Genomic DNA, 23,836 nt, shown 5'->3' with positions numbered 1-23,836 from the left:
CGGGCATGGCGAGGGCAGAGCACTCCGGGTGCCCGTACAGGCCGAGGTCAAACCGGGAGTGGCGGTCGGCCTCGGCCCCCTGGACAATGGCCCCTACGCGCGGACCGGCTCGTCCCAGTCGATGCGGTAGCCGGTGAGCCAGTCGTCGCCGCTCGTGGTGGCCGCCCGGTCGAGTCTGCGGGCCATCGTGGCGTCCCGCAGGGCCCGCTTGACCGGTCCGGGGGCGTTGCGGCGGGCCAGGCCCGCGCTGTTCGCGGCCACCTTCTCGACCCGTTCGCGGCGCAGCCCCTCGTACGCGGCGAACGCCGACCGGGGGCCGGGCAGGTCGCGCAGGCACTTGGCGAGCACCACGCCGTCCTCGATGGCCAGCGAGGCGCCCTGGGCGGCGTTGGGCGCGCAGGCGTGGGCCGCGTCGCCCACGATGACCATGCCCTCCTCGGACCAGACGGGGGTGGAGATGAGGTCGTACGCGGCGCTGGCGACGATGTTCTCGCCGGTCGCGCGGACGATGTCGGCGGCCGGGGTCTGGTCCTCGGCGAACAGCTCCGTCAGCCGCTCCCGCCACTGCCCGGGGGTGACGGCGGCCAGCTCGGCCTTGGACAGTTCGGCGGCCGGGGCGTTGCTGAACCACCACACCTCGCCGTCGGGTGCGGCGGTGGCGCCGAAGAACGCCTGCTTGCCGAAGACCATCGTGTAGGTGTCCTGGGCGGGCGGCGCGGCGGCGTCGCGGGTGTAGCCGCACACGGTGTGCTGGCCGGTGTAGCGGGGCCGGGGCGCGCCCGCGTCGATGGTGCGGCGGATGAGGGAGTGGATGCCGTCGGCGCCGATGAGGACGTCGCCCATGGCCCGTCCGCCGTCCGCGAAGGAGCCCACGATGGTGCCGTCCGGGCCGGTCTGGGCGGCCAGCAGCCGCTTGCCGTACTCGATGCGCACACCGCGGCGCATCGCCTCCTCGCGCAGCACCCGGGCCAGCGTGGCGCGCCTGATGGTGACCGCCCCGAGGCCGCCGTCCCGCGCACCGGCCATCGGCTTGTCGCCGAGCCGTTTGCCGGTGTTGCTGATGAACTCGACGCGGGTGGCCGGGAAGGCTCGCTCCAGGACCGGTTCCAGGGCGTCGATGGTGCGCAGCGCCTCCAGGCCGTTGTGCGCGACGACGAGGAACGCACCGCCCGTGTCGGTGGCGTCCGGGGGGTACGCCTCGTAGACGACCGCGTCGATGCCCGCTTTGTGCAGGGCCATCGCGGTGACCGTACCGGCGATGCCGCCACCGATGATCAGGGCCTTGGTCATGGTGCTCCGTGACAGAGGGTCTTCAATAAGGTGACAGCACCATAGGCCCCTGGACATGGGTCCCGGGGCCTATTTGAGCAGCCGGGACATCCGGCGGTCGGCGAGGGGTTTGCCGCCGGTCTGGCAGGTGGGGCAGTACTGGAGCGAGGAGTCCTTGAAGGACACCTCGCGGACGGTGTCGCCGCACACCGGGCAGGGTTCACCGGCGCGCCCGTGCACCCGCATCCCGCTGCGCTTCTCCGCCTTGAGGTCCCCGGCGGCGAGTCCCCGGGAGCGTTCGACGGCGTCGCGCAGGGTGGCGCCCAGCACCTCGTACAGGACGGCGATCTCCTCCTCGGTGAGATCCGAGGCGAGCCGGTAGGGCGACATCCGGGCGGCGTGCAGGATCTCGTCGGAGTAGGCGTTCCCGATCCCGGCGATGACGCCCTGGTCGCGGAGCACCCCCTTGATCCGGTGGCGTACGCCGCGCAGCAGCCCGGCGAACGCCTCCAGGGTGAAGGTGTCGGCGAGCGGGTCGGGGCCGAGGCGGGCGACGCCCGGCACCTCGCCGGGGTCGCGTACGCAGTACACGGCGAGCCCCTTGCGGGAGCCCGCCTCGGTGAGGTCGAAGCCGGAGCGCTCCGGCCCGGCGAGCAGCAGCCGCAGGGCGAGGGGGCCCCGGCCGGGGCGCGGCGGGGCCTCGGGCAGGCCGTCCTTCCAGCGCAGCCAGCCCGCCCGGGCGAGGTGGATCACCAGATGGGGGCCGTCGGTGGCCAGGTCGAGGAACTTGCCGTGGCGGCCCGCCGCCGTGACGGTGCGGCCTTCGAGGGCGGTCAGCGGCGGGTCGTACGTCTTCAGCACGCTCACCGCGACGGGCAGGACGCGGGCGATCTCCCGGCCCACCGCGCGGTCGGCCAGGATTCCGGCGAGGGCCTCCACCTCGGGCAGCTCCGGCATGCCACCAGTGTGCCGCAGCACCGGCCGGTGCGCCCCCACCCGTGTACCACTTCGGGCTGCGGGGTGCGGCCCGCTCCCCTACTGTCGCTCTTGTCCCGCTGCGTCCCTTTGTGCCCTTGTACGGAGAGTCCCCATGCCCGACACCGGACAGCGTGAGCGGTCCGTACCGCACTACGAGCCGTACGAGGCCCATGAGGCGTACGAGGGAGGCAGCCCCGAGGCCGAACGGCTGCTCTTCGAGAAGCTGGCGCGCGAGCTGATGGGCGTCCAGCGGGCGCACCAGCGGGCGTCGGGCGCCACCCAGCTGCTGCGCACGTTCCACGCGAAGGCGGCGCTGGGCGTGGAGAACGCGCGGCTGCGCTTCCACGACAGCCTTCCCCGCGAGCTGTGCGTGGGATACGCCCGGCCGGGCGCCGAGTACTCCGCCGTGGTGCGGCTGTCCAACGAGAGCGGCACCGAGCGCCACGACGCCACGCCCGATCTGCGCGGGATGGCGGTGCGGGTCCAGGTCCGTCCCGGGGAGAGCCACGATCTGCTGGCCACCAGCTTTCCGGTGTCCCACGCCGCCGACGCACGGGAGTTCGTCGCCTTCGCCAAGGCCACGGTGGGCGCGGACACCACCGTAGAGCGGGCGTTCGGGCTCTTCGTCAGGCTGCCGCTGGCCGTCGGCTGGGGAGCCGCCGACCGGATGCGCCGCAATGTGCACACGGCCACCCGCCACGCGGTCGGGTCGCTGGCCCGGGAGACGTTCTGGAGCCGGGGCGCGATCCTGTGGGGCACGGCCGGGCCCGTCCGCTACCAGCTGCGTCCGGCCCCCGGCGGCACCCCCTCGCCCTTCCCCGACGGCTCCGACCCGGACTATCTCCGCCATGAGCTGACGATGCGGCTGGCCACCGGCGATGTGTGCTTCGAGCTGTGTGTGCAGCGCTACGCGGACCAGCGGCGCACCCCGGTCGAGGACGGCTCGGTGGAGTGGCGGGAGAGCGACGCGCCCGTCGTCCCGGTGGCGCTGCTGACCGTACCCCGCCAGGATCTGGACACCCCCGGGGCCCGGTCGGCGGCCCGCCGGGTGGAGCAGCTGGCGTTCAACCCGTGGCACACCACGGCGGAGTTCCGGCCGCTGGGCAACCTGAACCGGGCCCGTAAGGCGGCGTACGAGGCGGCCGCCGCGCACCGGCTCGGGCTGTGTTCCAGCACCGCTCCGCAGCCGCCGCGCGGCACGGTGCTGGGGGTGCCGGTGCGGGCCGGGGCGCGGCTGGCCTTCGGCCTGGTCGACCGCTATGTGCCGTGGCACCGGCTGCCGGTGCCGCCGGGGCTGCCCGACCTGACCGCGCTGCGCCGGACGCTCCGGCTCCGCCTCATGGACGGCGATGGGGATGGCGAGGCCCGCTGAACCGGTTTACCGCCGCGATATCGTGTGGCGGTTCACACTGGCCGGACACGGGGGGACGGTTCATGGACAGCGAGGTCGGGGCGGGCCGGGGGCGGCGCGTCACCATACGGGACGTGGCCGCGCGTGCCGGGGTCTCCAAGGGCGCGGTGTCCCTCGCCTTCAACGACCGGCCCGGGGTCTCCCCGGCCACCCGGGACCGCATCTTCGCGGCCGCCCGCGACCTGGGCTGGGCGCCCCATCTCTCCGCCCGCTCGCTGGCCGGTTCCCGGGTGGACACGGTCGGTCTGGCCATCGCCCGCCCGGCCCGGATGCTGGGTCTTGAGCCCTGGTTCATGGAGTTCGTCTCGGGCATCGAGAGCGTGCTGGCCGAGCGGTCCTGCTCGCTGCTGCTGCGGCTGGTGCGGGACGTGGAGGAGGAGATCGCGGTCCAGGAGGCGTGGTGGCGCGGGCGGCAGGTGGGCGGCTCGATCCTGGTCGACCTGCGCGACGGCGATCCGCGCGTCCCCGCGCTGCGGCGGCTCGGGCTGCCCGCCGTCGCCGCCGGACACCCGTCCCTGGCGGGCGGGTTCACCTCGGTGTGGACCGACGACGCCACCGCGGTGGGCGAGGCGGTGCGCTATCTGGCGGCGCTCGGCCACCGCCGGATCGCCCGGGTCGGCGGCGTGCCCGCGCTCGGGCACAGCACGGCGCGTACGGCGGCCTTCGAGGCCACCTTGGGCGAGTTGGGGCTCGGGATCGGGCGCACGGTGGCCACGGACTTCTCCGGCGAGGAGGGGGCGCGGGCCACCCGCGCCCTGCTGGCCTCGGGCGACCGGCCGACGGCCATCATCTACGACAACGACATCATGGCGGTGGCCGGTCTGTCGGTGGCGGCCGAGATGGGGCTCGCGGTGCCCGCCGATGTGTCGCTGCTGGCGTGGGACGACTCGCAGCTGTGCCGACTGACGCATCCGACGCTGTCGGCGATGAGCCACGATGTGTTCGGCTTCGGCGCGGAGGTGGCGCGGCGGCTGTTCGACGTCCTGGACCGGGCCGAGCCCCGCGCCCACCAGGCCCCCACCCCGGCCCTCACGCCCCGGGCGAGCACGGCGCCGCCACCGGCCCGTCAGAGCTGAACCGGTTCAGCCACCCCACCGGTCCCTTCCGTGCCCCGCCGAATGCCCCGCCGTGCTGCGGGAACCCGCCGGAGGTGGTACGGATAGCCGCAGGCCGCGGCGGCAACAGGCCCAGGGAGCAGCCCTTATGGAGTGGTTCACGTCATCCGGCTACTGGCTGAGCCGACTGGTCTTCCAGCGGGGGCTGGCCGCCGTCTACCTCCTCGCCTTCCTGACAGCGGCCACCCAGGGCCGGGCCCTGATCGGCGAACGGGGCCTCACCCCGGTGCCCCGGTTCCTCGCGCGGGTGCCGTTCCGCCGCTCGCCCAGCCTCTTCCATCTGCACTACTCCGACCGCTTCTTCACCGCCCTGGCCTGGCTCGGCGCCGCGCTGGCCGCCGCCGTGCTGGCGGGGGCCGCCGACGACGTACCGCTGTGGGCCGCGATGGCGGCGTGGCTGGTGCTGTGGCTGCTGTACCTGTCGATCGTCAACGTGGGGCAGGTGTGGTACGGGTTCGGCTGGGAGTCGCTGCTGCTGGAGGCCGGGTTCCTGGCCGTGTTCCTGGGCAACGAGCGGACCGCGCCGCCCGTGCTGATCCTGTGGCTGCTGCGCTGGCTGCTGTTCCGGCTGGAGTTCGGCGCCGGGCTCATCAAGATCCGTGGGGACCGCTGCTGGCGCGATCTGACCTGTCTGTACTACCACCATGAGACCCAGCCGATGCCGGGGCCGCTGAGCTGGTACTTCCATCATCTGCCGAAGCCGCTGCACCGGGTCGAGACGGCGGCCAACCATGTGGCCCAGCTGGTCGTCCCGCTGGCCCTGTTCACCCCGCAGCCCGTCGCGAGCGTGGCCGCGGGCATCATCGTGGTCACCCAGCTGTGGCTGGTGGCGTCCGGCAACTTCTCCTGGCTGAACTGGGTGACGATCCTGCTGGCCCTCGCCACGGTCGACGGGCGGCTGGCCGCCGGGGTGCTGCCGCTGCCGACGCCGCCCCCGCTCGCCGCTCCCCCGGTCTGGTACGAGGTCCTGGTGGCGGCGGTCTTCGTCCTCGTCGTGGTGCTCAGCTACTGGCCCGCCCGCAATCTCCTCTCGGGCCGCCAGCTGATGAACTACTCCTTCAACCCGCTCCACCTGGTCAACACCTACGGAGCCTTCGGCAGCGTCAATCGCAGCCGTCAGGAGGTGGTGATCGAGGGCACCGACGAACCCGTACTCACCCCGGACACCGTGTGGAAGGAGTACGAGTTCCGGGGCAAGCCGGGCGATGTGCGCAGGATGCCGCGTCAGTTCGCGCCGTATCACCTGCGGCTGGACTGGATGATGTGGTTCGCCGGGATCTCCTCCGCGTACGCCGGGTCGTGGTTCACCCCGCTCGTCGGCAAGCTGCTGGTGAACGACCGGGCCACGCTGAAGCTGCTGCGCTCCTCCCCGTTCCCGGACGCGCCGCCCACGCACGTCCGGGCCCGGCTGTACCTGTACCGCTTCACCACCCGGCGGGAGCGGCGTGCCGGTGGCGGGTGGTGGCATCGCACCCTGGTCGGCGAGTTCCTGCCGCCGGTCCGGCTGGAGCAGGTGGACCCGCCGGGCCGGTGACGACAGCGAACGGCATCAGGCGGCCGCGCCCTTGGCGTTCGGCGTCTCGGAGCCCGGCGGCGGGTTGCGCAGCACGGCGTAACCGAGGCCCACGCCCACCGCGATCGGCCACTCCAGTACGCCCTCCACGCCCATCGCGCCGAGGCCGAGGTAGAGCGGAAGGCCGCCCTTGGCGGGCAGCACCCGCCGCGCGGTCCTGATCGGCACCGAGGCGACGTTCGCCGTGGCCATCGCGGCGCGCGGAACGGTGAAGGTGACCGTGCGGCCGCCGTTCTTCGCACTGCGCGTCTTCCGGTCTGCCGTCCTGGATGTCGTGGCCGCGCTCACGCCGTCCTCCTTCTGGCCGCCCCTTTTGTTAGCTTTGCGGAGAATTAGGTAAACATACTGCCGTTGGGGACTTCCGGCGACCGAGGGAGCGCGGCCGGTGCTGCCATTCGCGATGTTGTCCGATCTCATCGCCCTGCCGGTTCGCAGCGTCAGCGGACTGCGGCTGCGCCTCGCGGACGCCGCCGACGTCCTGCGGGACACCGGTGAGCACCGCGCCCGCCGCCGGATGTGGACGCGGGAGGGCCGGGCGCATGTGGAGGTGCGCGGGCTCACCGGCCACGGGGAGACCCACGACAAGCTGGCCGGGGCGCTGACGGCCACCCTGCACCGCCTGCACGGCGTCAACTGGGCCGAGGTGAACGCGGCCGTGGGCCAGGTGCTCGTCGACTTCGACGAAGACCATCTCGACGCCGACGATGTGCTCCAGGTCATCGAGCACATCGAGAAGGCGCACGGGACCGGCGCGGACACATTCCCGGCCGACCGCCCGTTCCCGCCGTACGACACCGCCCCCGCCACGCTCGCCGCCACCGCCCTCGTCGCCGACTGCGTGGGTCTGCTGACGGCCACGGTCCGGCGGGTGACGCTGCTGCCCGCACTCGCCCCCGCGCTGCGGGTGCCGGTGGTGATGGCCGAGATCCAGCCACGGCTGCGCGGTCTGCTGGAGTCCCGGCTCGGCGCCGCCCACACCACCCTGCTGATCGGCGTGTCGAACGCGGCGGTGCACGCGCTGACCAGAGGTGAGGTCCCGCTGGCCCTGGACGCGCTGCAGCGCCTCCTGCAACTCGCCGAGATCCGCGGGCGGCAGACCGTATGGCAGCTCCGCGAACCCGCTCTGGTGCCCGGCTCCGACGGGCTGCCGCCGCACACGCCTCCCGCCGCTCCCCGCCCGGCGCCGCTGCCCGCCGGGCCGGTCGAGACCTGCGTCGACCGCACCTCCCTGGCCTCCCTGACGGGCGCGGGCGGGCTGCTGGCCTGGACGCGGGACCCGGGGCGGGCCGCCGAGGCGATCCTGGCCACCGTGCCGAGAGCCGCCGCCATGGGCCGGGAGGCCTTCGCCGCCCGGCTGGGCGAGGCGCTGGCCCGTGAGGGCGTGGTGCCCATGGACGGCGGCGCGCTGCGGCTGCTGGACCGGATCTCGGCGGTCCTGATCGACTCGGGGGTGCTGTGCACCCGGCGGCCGCGGCTGCTGTCGGTGGCCACCGTCGGCGACCTGGACGAGGCCGGGGCGTGGAGCGCCGCGCAGTCCGTCCTGGAGCGCCACTCGCTGCCGGAACTCTCCGGCCAGGGGCCCTGGGCCCGTGGCTCCTGGCTGCTGGAGCGGCCGGACGACGTCCCCGTGGCGCACCCGTCGAGCCCCTCGGCGATGACCGTGGACCTGCGCGACCCGCACGGCCTGCGGCAGGCGCGGATCCGTATCGGCTGTGATCTGGACCCGCTGACCGACGCCGTGGTGGCCGCCGCCCGCGCCGGTGCCGACCATCTGGTGCTCACCGAGCACGCGAGCGCCGAGGAGATCGCCCCCTGGGCGGACGAACTGCTCGCCCGCGACACTCCTCTGCCCGACCGGGTGCGCGCGCTGCAGACCGAGGGCCACGGCGTGCTGCTGATCAGCGCCGAGGAGGACGGGGCGCTGGGCGCGGCCGACCTCGGCATCGGGGTCGTACGGCGCGGCGAGGCGCGGGTGTGCTGGTCGGCGGATCTGATCTGCGGCCCCGGGCTCGCCCAGGCGTGGCGCGTGCTGCGGTCGCTGGAGGACGCGCGCGGGGTCAGCCACCGGTCGGCCCGGCTGTCGATGGGCGGCTCCGCGCTCGGCGCGCTCATCGCCGCCGCGGGCACCCGGCCCACCGCCGTCGGCTTCGCCACCTCCCCGGTGTACAGCGCGGCGTTCCTGGCGGTGCTCGGGGGGATCGTCGCGGCGCGCCGGGTACACCGCCACCCGCTTCCGGCGGAGCGGGTCCGTGGCAACTGGCACATGCTGGGGGCGCGGGAGACGCTGAGCGTGACCCGCGCCTTCCAGGAGCACCGGACGGAGCCGCCCGCCTCCGGCGTGTCGCACGACGGGGAGGAGGCGGCGCGTTCGGTCTGGGCGGCCGGGACGCGCCCGGTGCGCAAGGCCGCGGTGATGGTCGTACGGGCCGTGGCCGCGGGCGCCGCCGCCTCGCCCGTCGGCGCGCTGACCCGGGACACCGCGGCGCTGGCCGGGGCGGTGCGCGAGGAACTGCGCGATCCGCTCACCCCCGTGCTGGCCCTGGGCGCCGCGGCATCGGCGGCGGTGGGATCCGGGGTGGACTCCCTCCTCGTGGCCGGTGTCATGGCGGGCAACGCGCTGATCAGCGGCGCCCAGCGGCTGCGGGCCGACCGCTCGCTGCGGGGCCTGCTGCTGGGCGAGCAGCGGCACGGCCGACTGGTCGACTGGGCGCCCGCGATGTCCCTGGAAGACGGGATGGCGGTGGACCGCGAGGCGTTCTTCACCGGGCTGACCGAGGCCCCGGCGCGGCGTGTGGCCGCCGAGGAGCTGACGGTCGGCGACATCATCGCGCTGCGGCCCTCGGACGTCGTACCGGCCGACGCCCGGCTGCTGGTGAGCGACCGGATGGAACTGGACGAGGCGGGGCTGACCGGCGAGTCGGGGCCGGTCGCCAAGGACCCCGCCGCCACGCCCGGCGCCGATCTGGCGGACCGCTCCTGCATGGTCTACCAGGGGTGCACCGTGCTGGCCGGGACCGGCTGCGCGGTGGTCGTGGCCGCCGGGTCGCAGACCGAGGCGGGACGCGCCGCGTCCCTGGCCGGACGCGGCGAGTCGCCCCTCGGCATCGAGGGCAGACTCGCCGCGCTGACCAAGGTCGCGCTGCCCGCCACCGGGCTCGGCGGCGCCGCCGTCACCGTGCTGGGCCTGCTGCACGGCACCCCGGTGCGCGAGGCGCTGGCCACCGGGGTGGCCGTCGCGGTGGCCGCCGTGCCCGAGGGGCTGCCGCTGGTGGCCACCGTGGCGCAGTCCGCCGCGGCGCGCCGCCTGTCGCACCGCGGGGTGCTGACCCGTTCGCCCCGGGTACTGGAGGCGCTGGGCCGGGTGGACACGGTGTGCTTCGACAAGACCGGCACCCTGACCGAGGGGCGGCTGTCCGTGGCCCGGGCGGCGGCGTACGACCACGACCTGCCGATCGGCGGCCCGCTGGGCCTCAGGCTGCTGCGCACCGCGGCCCGGGCGTGTCCCGGCCCCGACGGCGGGCGGGCGCTGGCCCACGCCACCGATCAGGCCGTGGTCGACGCGGCGGCCGCGCACTGCGCGGGGGACGACGCCTGGCGGCCGGTGTCCGAGCTGCTCTTCGAGGCCAGCCGCGGGTTCTCGGCGTGTCTGGGCACGGAGTCCGGGCAGCCACGGCTCGCCGTCAAGGGGGCGCCCGAGATCGTGCTCGCCCGGTGCGTCTCCGCTCTGGGCCCGGTGGCGGCGGGCGGCACCGTACCGCTGACCCCCGAGCGGCTGCGCTCCACCGAGCGGCTGCTGTACTCGCTGGCCTCCGACGGGCTGCGGGTCCTGGCCGTGGCCGAGTCCCTGCCCGATACGGCCGAGGCGCCCGACACGCCGGGGGCGACGCTGGCCGAGCTGACCCACGGGCTGACCCTGCTCGGTTTCATCGCCATCGCCGACACCACGCGGCCGGGCGCCGCGGAGACCGTCAAGCGGCTGACCGACGCCGGGGTGAGCATCGCCATGATCACCGGCGACCATCCGACCACGGCCGCCGCCATCGCCCGTGAGCTGGGCATCCCCGACTCCGGCCCGGTGCTCACCGGCGCGGAGCTGGACACCCTGCCGGAGAAGGAGCGGGTCGAGCGGATCTCCCGGACCAGCGTCTTCGCCCGGGTCTCCCCCGAGCACAAGGTCCGTATCGTCCAGGCGCTGCGGCAGGCCGGGCGGGTGGTGGCCATGACCGGGGACGGGGTCAACGACGCGGCCGCGATCCGCCTCGCGGACGTGGGCATCGGGCTCTCGGCGCACGGCTCGACCTCGGCCCGGGCCGCCGCGGACCTGGTCCTCACCGACCCGGACCCGACCCGGATCCTCGACGCGCTGCGGGAGGGCCGCGCGCTGTGGCGCAGCGTGCGGGACGCGGTCGCGATCCTGGTCGGCGGCAACGCGGGCGAGGTCGCCTTCACCGTGCTGGGCGCGGCGGTGGCGGGCCGGGCGCCGCTCGGCACCCGTCAGCTGCTGCTGGTCAACCTGCTCACCGACATGCTGCCCGCGCTCGCGGTCGCCCTGGCCAGGGCCCGGGAGGCCACGGCCGGGGAGGACCCCCTGGCAAGCGGCCCCTCCCCCGCGCTGCTCGGCTCCGACCTGGGCCGGATCCTGGCCGTACGCGGCACCGCCACCGCGCTGGGCGCGGCGGCGGCGTGGAGCTGCGGGCGGATGACGGGCCGGGCCCGGCGTGCGAGCACCATGGGGCTCGCGGCGCTGGTCGGCACCCAGCTGGGCCAGACGTTCATCACCGACTGGCACAGCCCGCTGGTGCTGGTCACCGGCGTGGCGTCGGCGGCGGCCCTGTTCGCCGTCATCGAGACACCGGTGGTCAGCCACTTCTTCGGCTGTACGCCGCTGGGGCCGATGGCCTGGACGGTGGTGGGCGTGTGCTCGGCCGGTGCGACCCTGGGGGCGGCCGCCGCGCCACGGCTGCTCTTCGAGCGGCGGGTCCCGTTCGCGGTCTAGACAGCCCGGCTTGCAGGGAGCTTGTCACTGTTCACCCGAGTTCACCCGATATTTACCCCACATCCGTGACCCGCTTCCCCGCCCCGGGTCATGCTACGGAATGGAAGCGGATGACTGGCTTCCGCATCTGTTCCGTTCAGTGAGGTAACCCATGGCCGAGATCCTGATGCCCGTCCTGACCAAGCTGGCCCGCATGGCCGTGGAAGCGCTGCTCGCACAGCTCGCGAAGTCGCTTCTGACCGTCGTGTTCAAGCCGTCGGCCGCTCCGGCCGCCGCCTGATACGACCGTTATCCGGCGACCGTTCGCTACGAACATCCCGCCGTGGGCGATTTCTTCAGCACGAAGCTCGCCACCAATTTCGTTGATCGGCCTCGGCCCGTCACAATCTCCAAGTGACCTTCCCCGTCCTCCTGCGGACTCGGTCCTTCCGGGTACCGCCGGTGAGGGGTGGGCGCTTTCGGATGCGTGAAGGAGATGACCTGCTGCGAGGAGGCACGTAGGTGGAAGAAAGGCTGGCCATGACGGTGGATGCGCGTGGTGACGTCGAGGAGTTCATCCTCGGGGAACGGTTCGCGTGCCTGGCGGGACGTTCCGCCTGGCGCCGGGGAGGCATCACTCACCGCCACTATGACCTGCTGGGGGGCGAAGACTCCGCCCGGCTGCTGGCGCTCGATATCGCGGAGTTCGTGAGTACGGCGGACTGGAGCGCCCGGACGTTCACCAGTTTCATCGCGACCTTCGAGCAACCGCGCGGGGTCGATGAGCTGCGGTTCGAAGAGCTGCTCTGGCAACAGCTGCAGCTGCTCCACGAACAGGACGCGGATTTCCATCACTGGGCGGAGGGCTATTCCTCCGATGCCCAGTCCCCCGAGTTCGGATTCAGCGTGGCCGGCCATCCCTTCTTCGTGATCGGCCTGCATGAGACCCACCGCCGGTTCGGCCGCAGGCCGCCCTTCCCGATGCTGGCCTTCAACTCCCATGAGCAGTTCGACAGGATCAAGGCCGCCGGGATGTGGGACCGCCTCGCGGAGAAGATCCGCAAGCAGGACATCCAGCTGCAGGGGGACATCAATCCCAACCTGTACGAGTACGAGGAGCTGTCCGAGGCCCGCCGGTACTCGGGCCGTCCCAAGCCGCCGGACTGGCAGTGCCCCTTCGCCGCCCGGGCGGCCGAGCGGGAGCGTGCGGAGCGGGAGCTGACCGTCTCGGCGGCCGCCGCGTCCGCCACCGGAAGCGGCGGCTGAACCTCCGCGAGCGGCGCTGACGGCAAGACACCCCCTAAGGCCCGGGTGCGGTATCCGCACCCGGGCCCCTCGCGTGGCGGCGTCCCGATCAGTGGTCGTGCGCCGACGCCCGGTGGACCGGGCCGTGGGCGGTCAGGCAGTGCTCGACGAGCGGTTCGTCCGCGCGCCGGTGCTCGTCGCCGTCCGTCCGGGGCCGGGGCGGCGGGGTGTCGAGGTGGTCCACCTGGAGCGTGGTGTGGGTGATGCCGTACCGCTCGCGCAGCACCGCTTCCAGCCCCTCCCGTACCGCGTGGCAGTCGCCCTGCTCCCCGACCAGAACGTGGGCGGACAGCGAGACCTCGCCCGAGGTGATCTGCCAGACGTGCAGATCGTGCACCTCGGCCACCTCGGCGTGGGAGGCCAGCAGGCTCCCGATCTCGTCCGGTTCGACCCCGGCGGGAGCCGCCTCCAGCAGGACACGGCCGGAGGCCCGCAGCAGTCCCACGCCCGCCTTGATCATGAGGACGACCACGATGAGACCGGCGATGGCGTCCGCCCGGGCGAAGCCCGTGGTCACCACGACCAGTCCGGCGATGGCGGTGGCGATGAAGGCGTAGAGGTCGTTCAGCACATGCTGGAAGGCGCCTTCGACGTTCAGCGACGAACGGTTCGCCTTCGACATGCACCACGCCGCCACGATGTTCACCACGACCCCGGCGAGCGCGACGGCCAGCACCAGGCCACCGGTCACCTCGGGCGGGTCGATCAGCCGCTCGACCGCCTCATAGCCGAGATATGCGCCGAGCAGCAGCAGAGAAAGCCCATTGGCCTGCGCGGAAAGGATTTCCGACCGCTTGAGCCCATAGGTATAGCCGCCGCGCGCCGGCCGGGCCGAAAGCCGGATGGCGATGAGCGCGAGGACGATCGAGGCGGCGTCGGTGAGCATGTGCGCCGCGTCGGAGAGCAGCGCCACCGAACGCGCGATGACCCCGAGTACGACCTCGACCAGCATAAATCCGGTGATCAGCGCGAGAGCGATGGAGAGCCATCGGCGGTCGGCGTCCTCCGCCACTCCGTGCGCGTGCCCGCCGTGCCCCTCGCCGTGCCCGTGCCCGTGACCGTGCGTATGGGCTCCCACCCGGATCCTCCTCGGCTCGCTTTATGGACAGCCGCAATTGAACAGCACTTCGGAGAATTCTCCAAAGGCTGCAATGGACACGGTTATCAGGTGGCATTGGCTCATGAATTCGGCAACGCTTTTCATTGCCAGGCACGAGGAAATGCGCAGCGCACCGGGCCCCGGCCACCGGGCACCCGTACGGGCGTCACCCGGGCGGCCGCCCACCGGTCGCTGATGTGTACGAGGCCACGCCGGTGCGGGTGAGGTCGGCGCGAAGGAGGTGACCCCGCGGGGCGCCGCGCGTTGGCCGACCATGACGACGACGATGCGACGCCGTTCTCTCTCGCAGCCGAGCAGAGCGCTGGACCGGAGCACCGAAGGCGGCGGAACGGTTCACCAGACGCTGCACCAGTCGAGCTGCGTACCGATCTACGCGGCCCTGGTCGAGCGGTGGTCGTCCGCGGGGCGGGCGGTGCCCGGGGCGTACGACCGCGAGTGGACCGAACTGGTCAACTGCCCGCCCTGGCCGGACCGGATCCGGGCGGCGGCCCGGCCGTCCTCCGGCTGAGCCGCCGCCCGTTCGGTCGCTGAGGGACCTCGGGGATCAGTCGTCCCCGCCCTCCAGGCCGCCCTCGGTCTCCAGGAACAGCTCCCGGACCCGCTCCAGCACCTCCGGGTCCGGCTTCTCCCACAGACCACGGCTCTCGGCCTCCAGCAGCCGTTCGGCCATGCCGTGCAGTGCCCAGGGGTTGGCGTCCTCCAGGAACGCGCGGTTCTCCGGGTCGAGCAGATACGTCTGGGCCAGCTTGTCGTACATCCAGTCGGCGACCACGCCCGTGGTGGCGTCGTAGCCGAAGAGGTAGTCGACGGTGGCGGCCAGCTCGAACGCGCCCTTGTAGCCGTGGCGGCGCATCGCCTCGATCCAGCGCGGGTTGACCACCCGGGCCCGGAAGACCCGCGAGGTCTCCTCGTGCAGCGTGCGGGTGCGCACCGTCTCGGGGCGGGTGGAGTCGCCGATGTACGCGGCCGGGGCGGTGCCCTTCAGCGCGCGCACGGTGGCGACCATGCCGCCGTGGTACTGGTAGTAGTCGTCCGAGTCGGCGATGTCGTGCTCGCGCGTGTCGGTGTTCTTCGCCGCGACCGCGATCCTGCGGTACGCGGTCTCCATCTCCTCGCGCGCCGGGCGGCCCTCCAGGCCACGGCCGTACGCGTAGCCGCCCCACACCGAGTAGACCTCGGCGAGGTCGGCGTCGGTGCGCCAGTCGCGGCTGTCGATGAGCTGGAGCAGCCCCGCGCCGTACGTCCCCGGCCGGGAGCCGAAGATGCGGGTGGTGGCGCGGCGCTCGTCGCCGTGCTCGGCGAGGTCGGCGCGGGTGTGGGCGCGGACGTAGTTGACGTCGTCGTCCTCCTCCAGCGACGCGGCGAGCCGTACGGCGTCGTCCAGCAGCCCGACGACGTGCGGGAAGGCGTCGCGGAAGAAGCCGCTGATGCGCAGGGTGACATCGACGCGCGGGCGGCCGAGCTGGTCCTGAGCAACGGGTTCAAGTCCCGTGACGCGCCGCGAGGCGTCGTCCCACACCGGACGGATACCCATCAGCGCCAGCGCCTCGGCCACGTCGTCGCCGGAGGTGCGCATCGCGCTCGTCCCCCACAGCGACAGGCCGACCGACCTCGGGTACTGGCCGTCGTTGTCGGCGCGGTAGCGCTCCAGCAGCGAGTCGGCGAGCGCCTGGCCGGTCTCCCAGGCCAGGCGGCTGGGCACGGCCTTGGGGTCGACGGAGTAGAAGTTACGGCCCGTCGGCAGGACGTTGACCAGGCCCCGCAGCGGCGATCCTGACGGCCCGGCCGGGACGAAGCCGCCGTTCAGGGCGTGCACGGCGTGGTCGATCTCGTCGGTCGTGGCGGCGAGGCGCGGGACGACCTCGCGGGCGGCGAACTCCAGGATCGCGGTGACGGCGGGGCGCTGCTCCTCGGGCAGGTCGAGGGCGGCCCGCTCGGCGGCCTCCGGGGCCCAGTCCGCGTCCTCCATCGCCTGGACGAGGACGCGGGCGCGCTCCTCGGCCTCGTCCGCGCCGGTGCGGGTGGCGGCCGACTCGTCCAGGCCCAGCGCCTCGCGCAGCCCGGGAAGCGCCGACGTACCGCCCCAGATCTGGCGGGCGCGCAGGATGGCCAGGACGAGGTTGACCCGCTCGGGGCCGGTGGGCGCGCCGCCGAGGACGTGCAGACCGTCGCGGATCTGGGCGTCCTTGACCTCGCACAGCCAGCCGTCGACGTGCAGCAGGAAGTCGTCGAAGCCCTCGTCGTCGGGGCGCTCCTCAAGGCCGAGGTCGTGGTCGAGCCGGGCGGCCTGGATGAGGGTCCAGATCTGGGCGCGGATGGCGGGGAGCTTGGCCGGGTCCATCGCGGAGATGGCGGCGTACTCGTCCAGCAGCTGTTCCAGGCGCGCGATGTCGCCGTACGAATCGGCGCGGGCCATCGGCGGCACGAGGTGGTCGACCAGGGTGGCGTGGACGCGGCGCTTGGCCTGGGTGCCCTCGCCGGGGTCGTTGACCAGGAACGGGTAGATCAGCGGCAGGTCGCCGAGCGCGGCGTCGGGGCCGCAGGCGGCGGACAGGGCCGCGTTCTTGCCCGGCAGCCACTCCAGGTTGCCGTGCTTGCCCAGGTGCACCATGGCGTCGGCGCCGAAGCCGCCGTCGGCCTCGGGGCTCGCCATCCAGCGGTAGGCGGCCAGGTAGTGGTGCGAGGGCGGCAGGTCGGGGTCGTGGTAGATGGCGATGGGGTTCTCGCCGAAGCCGCGCGGCGGCTGGATGACGACCAGCAGGTTGCCGTGGCGCAGCGCGGCGAGGACGATCTCGCCCTCGGGGTCGCGGCTGGTGTCCACGAACATCTCGCCGGGCGGCGGGCCCCAGTGCTCCTCGACCGCGTCGCGCAGCTCCTGCGGCAGCGTGGCGTACCAGCGGCGGTAGTCGGCGGCGGGGACCCGGACCGGGTTCTTGGCCAGCTGCTCCTCGGTGAGCCAGTCCTGGTCGTGGCCGCCCGCCTCGATGAGGGCGTAGATCAGCTCGTCGCCGACGCCGGAGACCAGGCCCGGAAGCGATCCGGGGCCCTCCTCGGGGCCGAGGTCGTACCCCTCGGCGCGCAGCCGGCGCAGCAGGGCGACGGCGCTGGCGGGGGTGTCGAGGCCGACCGCGTTGCCGATCCGGGAGTGCTTGGTGGGGTAGGCGGACAGGACGAGCGCGAGGCGCTTGTCGGCCGCCGGTATGTGGCGGAGCCGGGCGTGTCGTACCGCGATTCCGGCGACACGCACGGCGCGCTCGGGGTCGGGAGCGTAGACGGGCAGGCCGTCCTCGTCGACCTCCTTGAAGGAGAACGGGACGGTGATGAGCCGTCCGTCGAACTCCGGGACGGCGACCTGGGTCGCGGCGTCCAGCGGGGACAGGCCCTCGTCGTTCTCCTCCCACGCGCTGCGGGACGAGGTCAGGCACAGCGCCTGGAGTACGGGGACGTCGAGCCCGGCGAGCGCGCCCGCGTCCCACGACTCGTCGTCGCCGCCCGCCGACGCCTCGGCGGGGCGGGTGCCGCCCGCGGCGAGCACGGTGGTGACGACGGCGTCGGCCGCGCCGAGGGCCTCGATCAGCTCGGGTTCCGGGGCCCGGAGGGAGGCGACATACAGCGGCAGCGGGCGCGCCCCGGCGTCCTCCACGGCCTGGCACAGGGCTTCCACGAAGGCGGTGTTGCCGCTCATGTGGTGGGCCCGGTAGTAGAGCACGGCGATGGTCGGTCCGGTGACGTCCTCGCGCGCGGTGCGCTCCAGCGGACCCCAGGTGGGGGCGGGGGCGGGCGGCTCGAAGCCGTGGCCGGTGAGCAGCACGGTGTCGGAGAGGAACCGGGCCAGCTGCTCCAGGTTGGCGGGTCCGCCGTGGGCGAGGTAGGCGTGCGCCTCGGCGGCGATGCCCACGGGGACCGTGGACGCCTCCATGAGCTGGGCGTCAGGGGCCTGTTCACCGGTGAGCACGACGACGGGGAGGTCGCCCGCGAGCAGGGTTGCGAGGCCTTCCTCCCAGGCGCGGACGCCACCGAGGAGCCGTACGACGACGAGTTCGGCACCGTCGAGGAGGCCGGGCAGCTCGTCGAGCGCGAGCCGCGCCGGGTTGGCGAGGCGGTATGGCACCGGGCCCGTGGCCGCGCGGGCACTGAGCAGGTCGGTGTCGGACGTCGACAGCAGAAGGATCATGGCTCAGCGCGCCTTCCTCGGGGTCCGCGCCCCGGGCGGGTTGTGAAGACGGCGGGAGTTCCTGGCTCGCACGGCGGGCTGGCCGTGCTCACAGTGGCGGGACCGCACCGGATTCGCACCGGTTTCCTCCCCTAAACGCCGTCTTAAGCGTCCGGCGGGCCAGACGGCCCGCCGCAGAGCATAGTAGGCGTTCCTGACCTGGCACGGGACGGTGAGGGCCGACGAAACGTCGGTATGCTCGCCGCCATGTCCCTCCCCCCGACAACCGTCCCACCTGCGGATGAAGCGCCCCCACGCCGGGAGCGCGGACGCGATGACGCCTGCCCCGGCGCGCTGCGGCTGCACTCCGCGGACGACGGGTCCCTGGCGCGCGTCCGGACACCGGGCGGCCTGCTGACGGTGCGTCAGGCGCAGGCGCTGGCGCGGGTGAGCGAGGAGCTGGGGGACGGCGGGCTGGACCTCACCTCGCGCGGAAATCTCCAGCTCCGCGGCCTGGCGGCGACCTGCGGTGGCGAACTGGCGGCCGGGCTGCGGGACGCCGGACTGCTCCCCTCCGAGCGGTACGACCGGGTGCGCAACATCGTGGCGTCCCCGCTGAGCGGGCTCGACGGCGCCGGATACGGCGATGTCACGGCGTGGACGCGGGAGTTGGACGCCGCGCTGTGCGGTGGCGCGTGGGAAGAACTGTCCGGCTTGTCGGGCCGTTTCCTGTTCGCGATGGACGACGGCCGGGGCGATGTGGCCGCGCTGAGCGCGGATGTGACATTGATCGCAACGGGGGACGGCGGAGCCGTACTGCGGGTGGGCTCCGGGGCTGACGGGGTCGCGTTGGAGGTGCGGGCGCGGGATGTGCCGCGCGCCGCCGCGCTGGCCGCCGTGGAGTTCCTGGCCCGGGCGAGCGGCACGCGGGCGTGGCGGGTGCGCGACCTGCCCGCGCAACACGCCGTGACCGTCGACGGCTTGGCGGCGCGACTCGCGGACGAGGGCGTCGAAGCCGCGCGAATCGGACATGAGCGGCCGAGCGACGCGCCCGGCACACCGCCCGCGCCGGGCGTCGTGTCCGGGCCGGACGGGCGGTGTGCCGTGTCCGTCCTGGTGCCGCTCGGCCGGGTCCGCGCCGCACAGTGGCGGCTGCTCGCCGCGCTCGCCTCCCGGGGCGGGTCGGGTGAGCTGCGTGTGACACCCTGGCGCGGCGTGGTGCTCCCGGGGTTCACGGCGGACAGCGCGGCGGCCGCGGCGCGTGAAGTGACCGACGCGGGGCTGGTGACCGAGCCGGATTCCCCGTGGGCCGGGGTCGGCGCGTGCACGGGGCGGCCGGGCTGCGCCAAGTCCCTGGCCGATGTGCGCGCCCACGCGACACGCGCGGTGGCGGGCACTCCCCGCTCCCCCGGCGCGCCGCCGGTGTACTTCTCCGGCTGCGAGCGGCGCTGCGGCCACCCCGGCGGCCACTGGGTGGACGCGCTGGCCACGTCCGCTACGGACTACCGGCTCACCGTGCGCGACACGCGCGAGCCGGACGGGGTGACCGGCGGCGGCGTGATGGACGTGGCAGCGGAGCAACTGGCCGACGCCGTGGCGGCGGCCCGCGGAACAGCATGATCAACGACATGATCGAGGACATCGAGGACACCGTGTTCGACTACGAGAAGGACGGGGCGGCCATCTACCGCGCCTCCTTTGCCACCATCCGCGCCGAGGCGGACCTGGGCGGCCTCCCCGCCGACGTCAGCCAGGTCGTGGTGCGGATGATCCACGCGTGCGGCATGGTCGACCTGGTCAAGGACCTCGCGTACACCCCCGAGGTGGTCGCCCGCGCCCGGGAGGCGCTGCGCGCCGGGGCGCCCGTGCTCTGCGACGCCCAGATGGTCGCCAGCGGCGTCACCCGCAAGCGGCTGCCCGCCGACAACGACGTGGTGTGCACGCTGTCCGACCCGGCCGTACCGGAGTTGGCGCGGCGCATGGGGACGACGCGCAGCGCAGCCGCGCTGGAGCTGTGGCGGGACCGGCTGGAGGGTTCGGTCGTGGCGGTCGGCAACGCGCCCACCGCGCTGTTCCGGCTGCTGGAGATGATCGAGCAGGGCGCGCCGCGCCCGGCCGCCGTCATCGGCGTACCGGTCGGGTTCATCGGCGCCGCCGAGTCCAAGGAGGCGCTGGCCGGACACCCGGCGGCGCCCCACCATCTGGTGGTGCGCGGCCGACGCGGCGGCAGCGCCATCGCCGCGGCCGCGATCAACGCGATAGCGAGCGAGGAAGAGTGAGCGAGCAGCAGCGAGAGGCGACGCCCGCGGCGAAGGGCCGGCTGTACGGCGTGGGCCTCGGGCCCGGTGACCCTTCCCTGATGACGGTACGGGCGGTCGAGGTCATCGCCGGGGCCGATGTCGTGGCGTACCACAGCGCCCGGCACGGCCGCAGCATCGCCCGCTCCATCGCCGAGCGGCATCTGCGGCCCGACCACATCGAAGAGCGGCTGGTCTACCCGGTCACCACGGAGGGCACCGACCATCCGGGCGGCTACCGGGGCGCGATGGAGGAGTTCTACGCGGAGGCGGCGGCGCGGCTCGCCGCGCACCTGGACGCGGGGCGCACGGTCGCGGTGCTGGCCGAGGGCGACCCGCTCTTCTACGGCTCGTACATGCACATGCACAAGCGGCTCGCCGACCGCTACCCGACCGAGGTGATCCCCGGCGTCACCTCGGTCAGCGCGGCGGCCGCCCGGCTCGGCGCGCCGCTGGTGGAGGGCGAGGAAGTGCTGACGGTCCTCCCGGGCACGCTGCCCGAGGAGGAGCTGACGGCGCGCCTCGCGACGACCGACGCGGCGGCGGTCATGAAGCTAGGCCGCACCTTCCCGACCGTACGGCGCGCCCTGGAGCGTTCGGGGCGGCTCGCCGACGCGCGGTACGTGGAGCGCGCCACGATGAGCGCGGAGCGCACCGGGTCGCTGGGCGAGGTCGATCCGTCGTCCGTGCCCTACTTCTCGGTGGCGGTGCTGCCGAGCCGTATCGACGCGCCGGACGCTCCCGATGTCTCCGGGGCCGGGCGCGCGGGCGAGGTCGTCGTGGTGGGCCTCGGCCCGGCCGGTCCGCTGTGGCTCACCCCCGAGGCCCGAGGTGAACTGGCCGCCGCCGAGGACCTGGTCGGCTACACCACCTACCTGGACCGGGTCCCCGTACGCCCCGGCCAGCGGCGCCACCCCTCCGACAACAAGGTCGAGGCCGAACGCGCCGAGTTCGCCCTCGACCTGGCCCGGCGCGGTCGGCGTGTCGCCGTGGTCTCCTCGGGCGACCCCGGCGTGTTCGCCATGGCCACGGCCGTGCTGGAGGCCGCGTCCGAGGACCCGTACCGCGATGTCCCGGTCCGGGTGCTGCCCGGCATGACCGCGGCCCACGCCGCCGCCGCCCGCGCGGGCGCGCCGCTCGGTCACGACTACGCCGTCGTTTCCCTGTCCGACCGGCTCAAGCCCTGGGAGGTCATCGCCGAACGCCTGCGGGCCGCGGCCGCCGCCGATCTGGTCCTCGCCCTCTACAACCCTGGCTCCCGCAGCCGGATCTGGCAGGTCGGCAAGGCCCGCGATCTCCTCCTGGAACACCGCTCGCCGGACACCCCGGTCGTCCTGGGCCGTGATGTCGGCGGCCCCGAGGAATCCGTCCGCGTCATCCGCCTGGCCGACCTCGACCCGGCCGAGGTGGACATGCGCACGATCCTCCTGATCGGCTCCTCCCAGACCCGTACGGTCCGCCGAGGCGACGGCACCGACATCGTCTGGACCCCGCGCCGCTACCCCGAGGTGTGACTCAGGGGCGTGCGGTCGTACGGGTCGTACGGAGCCAGGCGATGGCCTCGGTAGGGGTCCGGGCCACCGGGACGCCCTCCGGGGCGGGCGGGCGCTGGACGACGACCACCGGGATTCCGGCGGCGCGGGCCGCGGCCAGCTTGGGGGCCGTGGCCCCGGCGCCGCTGTCCTTGGTGACCAGGACGTCGACGCGGTGGCGGCGCAGCAGGGCGCTCTCGCCATCGAGGGTGAACGGGCCCCGGTCGAGGATCACCTCCATGCGCGGCGGCAGCGGCGGCTGCGGGGCGTCGACCGAGCGGACCAGGAACCACGGGTCGGTGAGGTGGGCGAAGGCGGCCAGCCCCATGCGGCCCGTGGTGAGGAAGACCCGCTCCCCCAGCTCCGGCAGCAGCCGCGCGGCCTCGTCCAGCGAAGCCGCCGGATGCCAGTGGTCGCCGGGGCCCGCCACCCAGCCGGGGCGGCGCAGGGCGAGCAGGGGAACATGGACGGCGGCGGCCGCTCGGGCCGCGTTGTGACTGATCGTGTCGGCGAAAGGATGGGTGGCGTCGATGAGCGCGTCCACCTGGTGCTCGCGCAGCCAGCGGGCCATGCCCTCGGGGCCCCCGAACCCGCCGATCCGCACCTGCCCGGCGGGCAGTCGCGGTGCGGCGACCCGGCCCGCGAGGGAACTGGTGACGCGCAGGGCGGGGTCGCCGTCCAGCTCCGCGGCGAGGCGGCGGGCCTCGGTGGTGCCGCCCAGGATGAGCACATGGCGCACGGGTGCGCTGTTCATCGGCTGCCTTTCGTCGTCCGTGCGCCCGTCATCGTATGCGCGGCGGGTGGCCCATGGCTGACGCGGAGACCGGGGTGAGCGGCGTGAGCGGGGGTCGCGGGGCCCAGCTGGAGCGCACCGGGCTGCGGCCCGGGTGGACCACCGGGGCGTGTGCGACGGCCGCGACGACGGCCGCGTACACCGCGCTGCTCAGCGGCGACTTCCCCGACCCCGTGACCATCGCGCTGCCGAAGGGCCAGCGGCCCGCGTTCGCCCTGGCGGCCGAGGAGCTGGGCGCCGACCGGGCCATGGCCGCCGTCGTGAAGGACGCCGGGGACGATCCCGACGTGACCCACGGCGCGCTGGTACGGGCGACCGTGCGCGCCCTGCCGCCGGGCAGTGGCGTGGTGTTCCGGGCGGGCCCCGGCGTCGGCACCGTCACCCGGCCAGGACTGCCGCTCGCGGTGGGCGAACCGGCCATCAACCCCGTGCCGCGCCAGCTGATGAGCGACCACATCGCCGAGGTCGCCGCCCGCCACGGTGAGGGCGGCGATGTCGAGATCGAGGTCTCGGTGGACCACGGCGAGGAGATCGCCCGCAGCACGTGGAACCCCCGGCTGGGCATCCTCGGCGGCCTGTCCATCCTCGGCACGACCGGCGTCGTGGTGCCGTACTCCTGCTCCGCCTGGATCGACAGCATCCGGCGCGGCGTGGACGTGGCGCGGGCGGCGGGGCGGCGGCACGTGGCGGGATGTACGGGCTCGACCTCCGAGAAGGTGGCGGTGGCCGAACACGGGCTGCCGCAGGACGCCCTGCTGGACATGGGCGACTTCGCGGGCGCCGTCCTCAAGTACCTGCGCCGCCACCCGGTGGACCGCCTGACGGTCGCGGGCGGCTTCGCCAAGCTCTCCAAACTCGCCGCGGGCCACCTCGACCTCCACTCCTCCCGCTCCCAGGTCGACAAGGCCTACCTGGCCGACCTGGCCCGCCACGGCGGCGCGGACGACGCCCTGGCGGCAGCGGTGACGACGGCCAACACCGGTCTGGAAGCCCTGCACCTGTGCGCCGCCCAAGACGTCCCCCTGGGCGACCTGGTCGCGACCGCTGCCCGCGCCACGGCCCTGGACGTGCTGCGCGGGGCGCCGGTGGCGGTCGACGTGATCTGCATAGACCGAGCAGGCACGGTCGTGGGCCGCGCTGCCCCGCGCGGCCCACGAGACACCTGACGCCTCCCGCGGTGGGGGCGCGTATGCCGCGACGCGGCAGCGTCCCTTGCGCGGGTCAAGCCCTGCCCCGCCATGGGACGCGAGACGCCACAGGCTCGGCACCCACGTGACACGGACCGCAGCGCCCCGGCGCCGGAGGGGGTGCATGG

Annotated in this window: 17 protein-coding genes and 1 riboswitch; of the genes, 11 read left to right on the top strand and 6 right to left on the bottom strand. The window is 74.1% G+C overall.

All coding sequences use genetic code 11. The features are described 5' to 3' along the window. Positions 1-93: 93 nt before the first annotated feature. Together ACFV9T_RS18065 and ACFV9T_RS18060 are read right to left on the bottom strand one after the other, a co-directional pair. Positions 94-1,290: an FAD-dependent monooxygenase gene (locus tag ACFV9T_RS18065; RefSeq protein WP_385441282.1), complete on the bottom strand. Its 1,197-nt coding sequence runs from the start codon at positions 1,288-1,290 to the stop codon at positions 94-96. A gap of 69 nt (positions 1,291-1,359) precedes the next feature. Then, on the bottom strand, positions 1,360-2,226 hold the full coding sequence (locus ACFV9T_RS18060; protein ID WP_385441280.1) for an Fpg/Nei family DNA glycosylase: 867 nt from the start codon (positions 2,224-2,226) through the stop codon (positions 1,360-1,362). 133 nt (positions 2,227-2,359) lie between these two features. Here ACFV9T_RS18060 and ACFV9T_RS18055 point away from each other — a divergent pair, with 133 nt between their 5' ends. The 3 genes from ACFV9T_RS18055 (at position 2,360) to ACFV9T_RS18045 (ending at position 6,307) form a co-directional block, all read left to right on the top strand. After that, positions 2,360-3,619, top strand: coding sequence for a hypothetical protein (locus ACFV9T_RS18055; RefSeq protein ID WP_385441279.1), 1,260 nt, complete (start codon positions 2,360-2,362; stop codon positions 3,617-3,619). A gap of 62 nt (positions 3,620-3,681) precedes the next feature. Continuing rightward, complete coding sequence (locus ACFV9T_RS18050) at positions 3,682-4,734, top strand: LacI family DNA-binding transcriptional regulator (RefSeq protein ID WP_385441277.1); 1,053 nt, start codon at positions 3,682-3,684, stop codon at positions 4,732-4,734. A 127-nt stretch (positions 4,735-4,861) separates the two neighbouring features. Then, positions 4,862-6,307 (top strand): lipase maturation factor family protein, encoded by a 1,446-nt coding sequence (locus ACFV9T_RS18045; protein ID WP_385441274.1) that lies wholly within the window; start codon positions 4,862-4,864, stop codon positions 6,305-6,307. Positions 6,308-6,322: 15 nt separating this feature from the next. Here ACFV9T_RS18045 and ACFV9T_RS18040 read toward each other — a convergent pair whose 3' ends face one another. Then, positions 6,323-6,634 carry a hypothetical protein gene (locus ACFV9T_RS18040; RefSeq protein WP_385441273.1) on the bottom strand — a complete coding sequence of 104 codons (312 nt, stop codon included), beginning with the start codon at positions 6,632-6,634 and terminating at the stop codon, positions 6,323-6,325. A 97-nt stretch (positions 6,635-6,731) separates the two neighbouring features. On the opposite strand from ACFV9T_RS18040, the gene ACFV9T_RS18035 reads away from it, so the two are divergent. From ACFV9T_RS18035 to gntA, 3 genes are all read left to right on the top strand, one after another. Then, a complete protein-coding gene (locus ACFV9T_RS18035; protein ID WP_385441272.1) occupies positions 6,732-11,342 on the top strand; it encodes an HAD-IC family P-type ATPase in 4,611 nt (1,536 codons plus the stop codon). A gap of 151 nt (positions 11,343-11,493) precedes the next feature. Further along, the gene (locus ACFV9T_RS18030) at positions 11,494-11,622 is read left to right on the top strand and encodes a hypothetical protein (protein WP_385441270.1); all 129 of its coding nucleotides are present in this window, start codon (positions 11,494-11,496) and stop codon (positions 11,620-11,622) included. A 221-nt stretch (positions 11,623-11,843) separates the two neighbouring features. Further along, entirely contained in the window at positions 11,844-12,587 is a 744-nt protein-coding gene (gntA, locus tag ACFV9T_RS18025) for a guanitoxin biosynthesis heme-dependent pre-guanitoxin N-hydroxylase GntA (protein ID WP_385441267.1), read from the top strand. An 88-nt stretch (positions 12,588-12,675) separates the two neighbouring features. Here gntA and ACFV9T_RS18020 read toward each other — a convergent pair whose 3' ends face one another. Further along, on the bottom strand, positions 12,676-13,704 hold the full coding sequence (locus ACFV9T_RS18020; RefSeq protein ID WP_385441264.1) for a cation diffusion facilitator family transporter: 1,029 nt from the start codon (positions 13,702-13,704) through the stop codon (positions 12,676-12,678). A 307-nt stretch (positions 13,705-14,011) separates the two neighbouring features. Between ACFV9T_RS18020 and ACFV9T_RS18015 the strand changes: the two genes are divergently transcribed. After that, complete coding sequence (locus ACFV9T_RS18015) at positions 14,012-14,254, top strand: hypothetical protein (RefSeq protein ID WP_385441263.1); 243 nt, start codon at positions 14,012-14,014, stop codon at positions 14,252-14,254. Positions 14,255-14,290: 36 nt separating this feature from the next. Here ACFV9T_RS18015 and cobN read toward each other — a convergent pair whose 3' ends face one another. After that, positions 14,291-17,920: a cobaltochelatase subunit CobN gene (gene cobN / locus ACFV9T_RS18010; protein ID WP_385441260.1), complete on the bottom strand. Its 3,630-nt coding sequence runs from the start codon at positions 17,918-17,920 to the stop codon at positions 14,291-14,293. A gap of 34 nt (positions 17,921-17,954) precedes the next feature. Next, positions 17,955-18,092, bottom strand: a riboswitch (cobalamin riboswitch). A gap of 74 nt (positions 18,093-18,166) precedes the next feature. Between cobN and cobG the strand changes: the two genes are divergently transcribed. From cobG to ACFV9T_RS17995, 3 genes are read left to right on the top strand one after another with little or no spacing between them, the layout of a single operon-like run. Continuing rightward, the gene (cobG, locus tag ACFV9T_RS18005; protein WP_385441257.1) at positions 18,167-19,519 is read left to right on the top strand and encodes a precorrin-3B synthase; all 1,353 of its coding nucleotides are present in this window, start codon (positions 18,167-18,169) and stop codon (positions 19,517-19,519) included. After that, positions 19,516-20,178 carry a precorrin-8X methylmutase gene (locus tag ACFV9T_RS18000; protein ID WP_385441255.1) on the top strand — a complete coding sequence of 221 codons (663 nt, stop codon included), beginning with the start codon at positions 19,516-19,518 and terminating at the stop codon, positions 20,176-20,178. Before cobG ends, ACFV9T_RS18000 begins: the two co-directional genes overlap by 4 nt. After that, on the top strand, positions 20,175-21,710 hold the full coding sequence (locus tag ACFV9T_RS17995) for a precorrin-2 C(20)-methyltransferase (protein WP_385441253.1): 1,536 nt from the start codon (positions 20,175-20,177) through the stop codon (positions 21,708-21,710). Before ACFV9T_RS18000 ends, ACFV9T_RS17995 begins: the two co-directional genes overlap by 4 nt. A 1-nt stretch (position 21,711) precedes the next feature. Here ACFV9T_RS17995 and ACFV9T_RS17990 read toward each other — a convergent pair whose 3' ends face one another. After that, the gene (locus tag ACFV9T_RS17990; protein WP_385441251.1) at positions 21,712-22,482 is read right to left on the bottom strand and encodes a cobalt-precorrin-6A reductase; all 771 of its coding nucleotides are present in this window, start codon (positions 22,480-22,482) and stop codon (positions 21,712-21,714) included. A gap of 53 nt (positions 22,483-22,535) precedes the next feature. Here ACFV9T_RS17990 and ACFV9T_RS17985 point away from each other — a divergent pair, with 53 nt between their 5' ends. After that, entirely contained in the window at positions 22,536-23,687 is a 1,152-nt protein-coding gene (locus tag ACFV9T_RS17985; protein WP_385441249.1) for a cobalt-precorrin-5B (C(1))-methyltransferase, read from the top strand. The last annotated feature ends 149 nt before the right edge of the window (positions 23,688-23,836 follow it).

This window comes from Streptomyces sp. NPDC059850 (genome assembly GCF_042731515.1).
Lineage (GTDB): Bacteria > Actinomycetota > Actinomycetes > Streptomycetales > Streptomycetaceae > Streptomyces.
The sequence above is the reverse complement of the archived record's forward strand: the minus strand, read 5'-3'. Positions and strand labels throughout refer to the sequence as shown.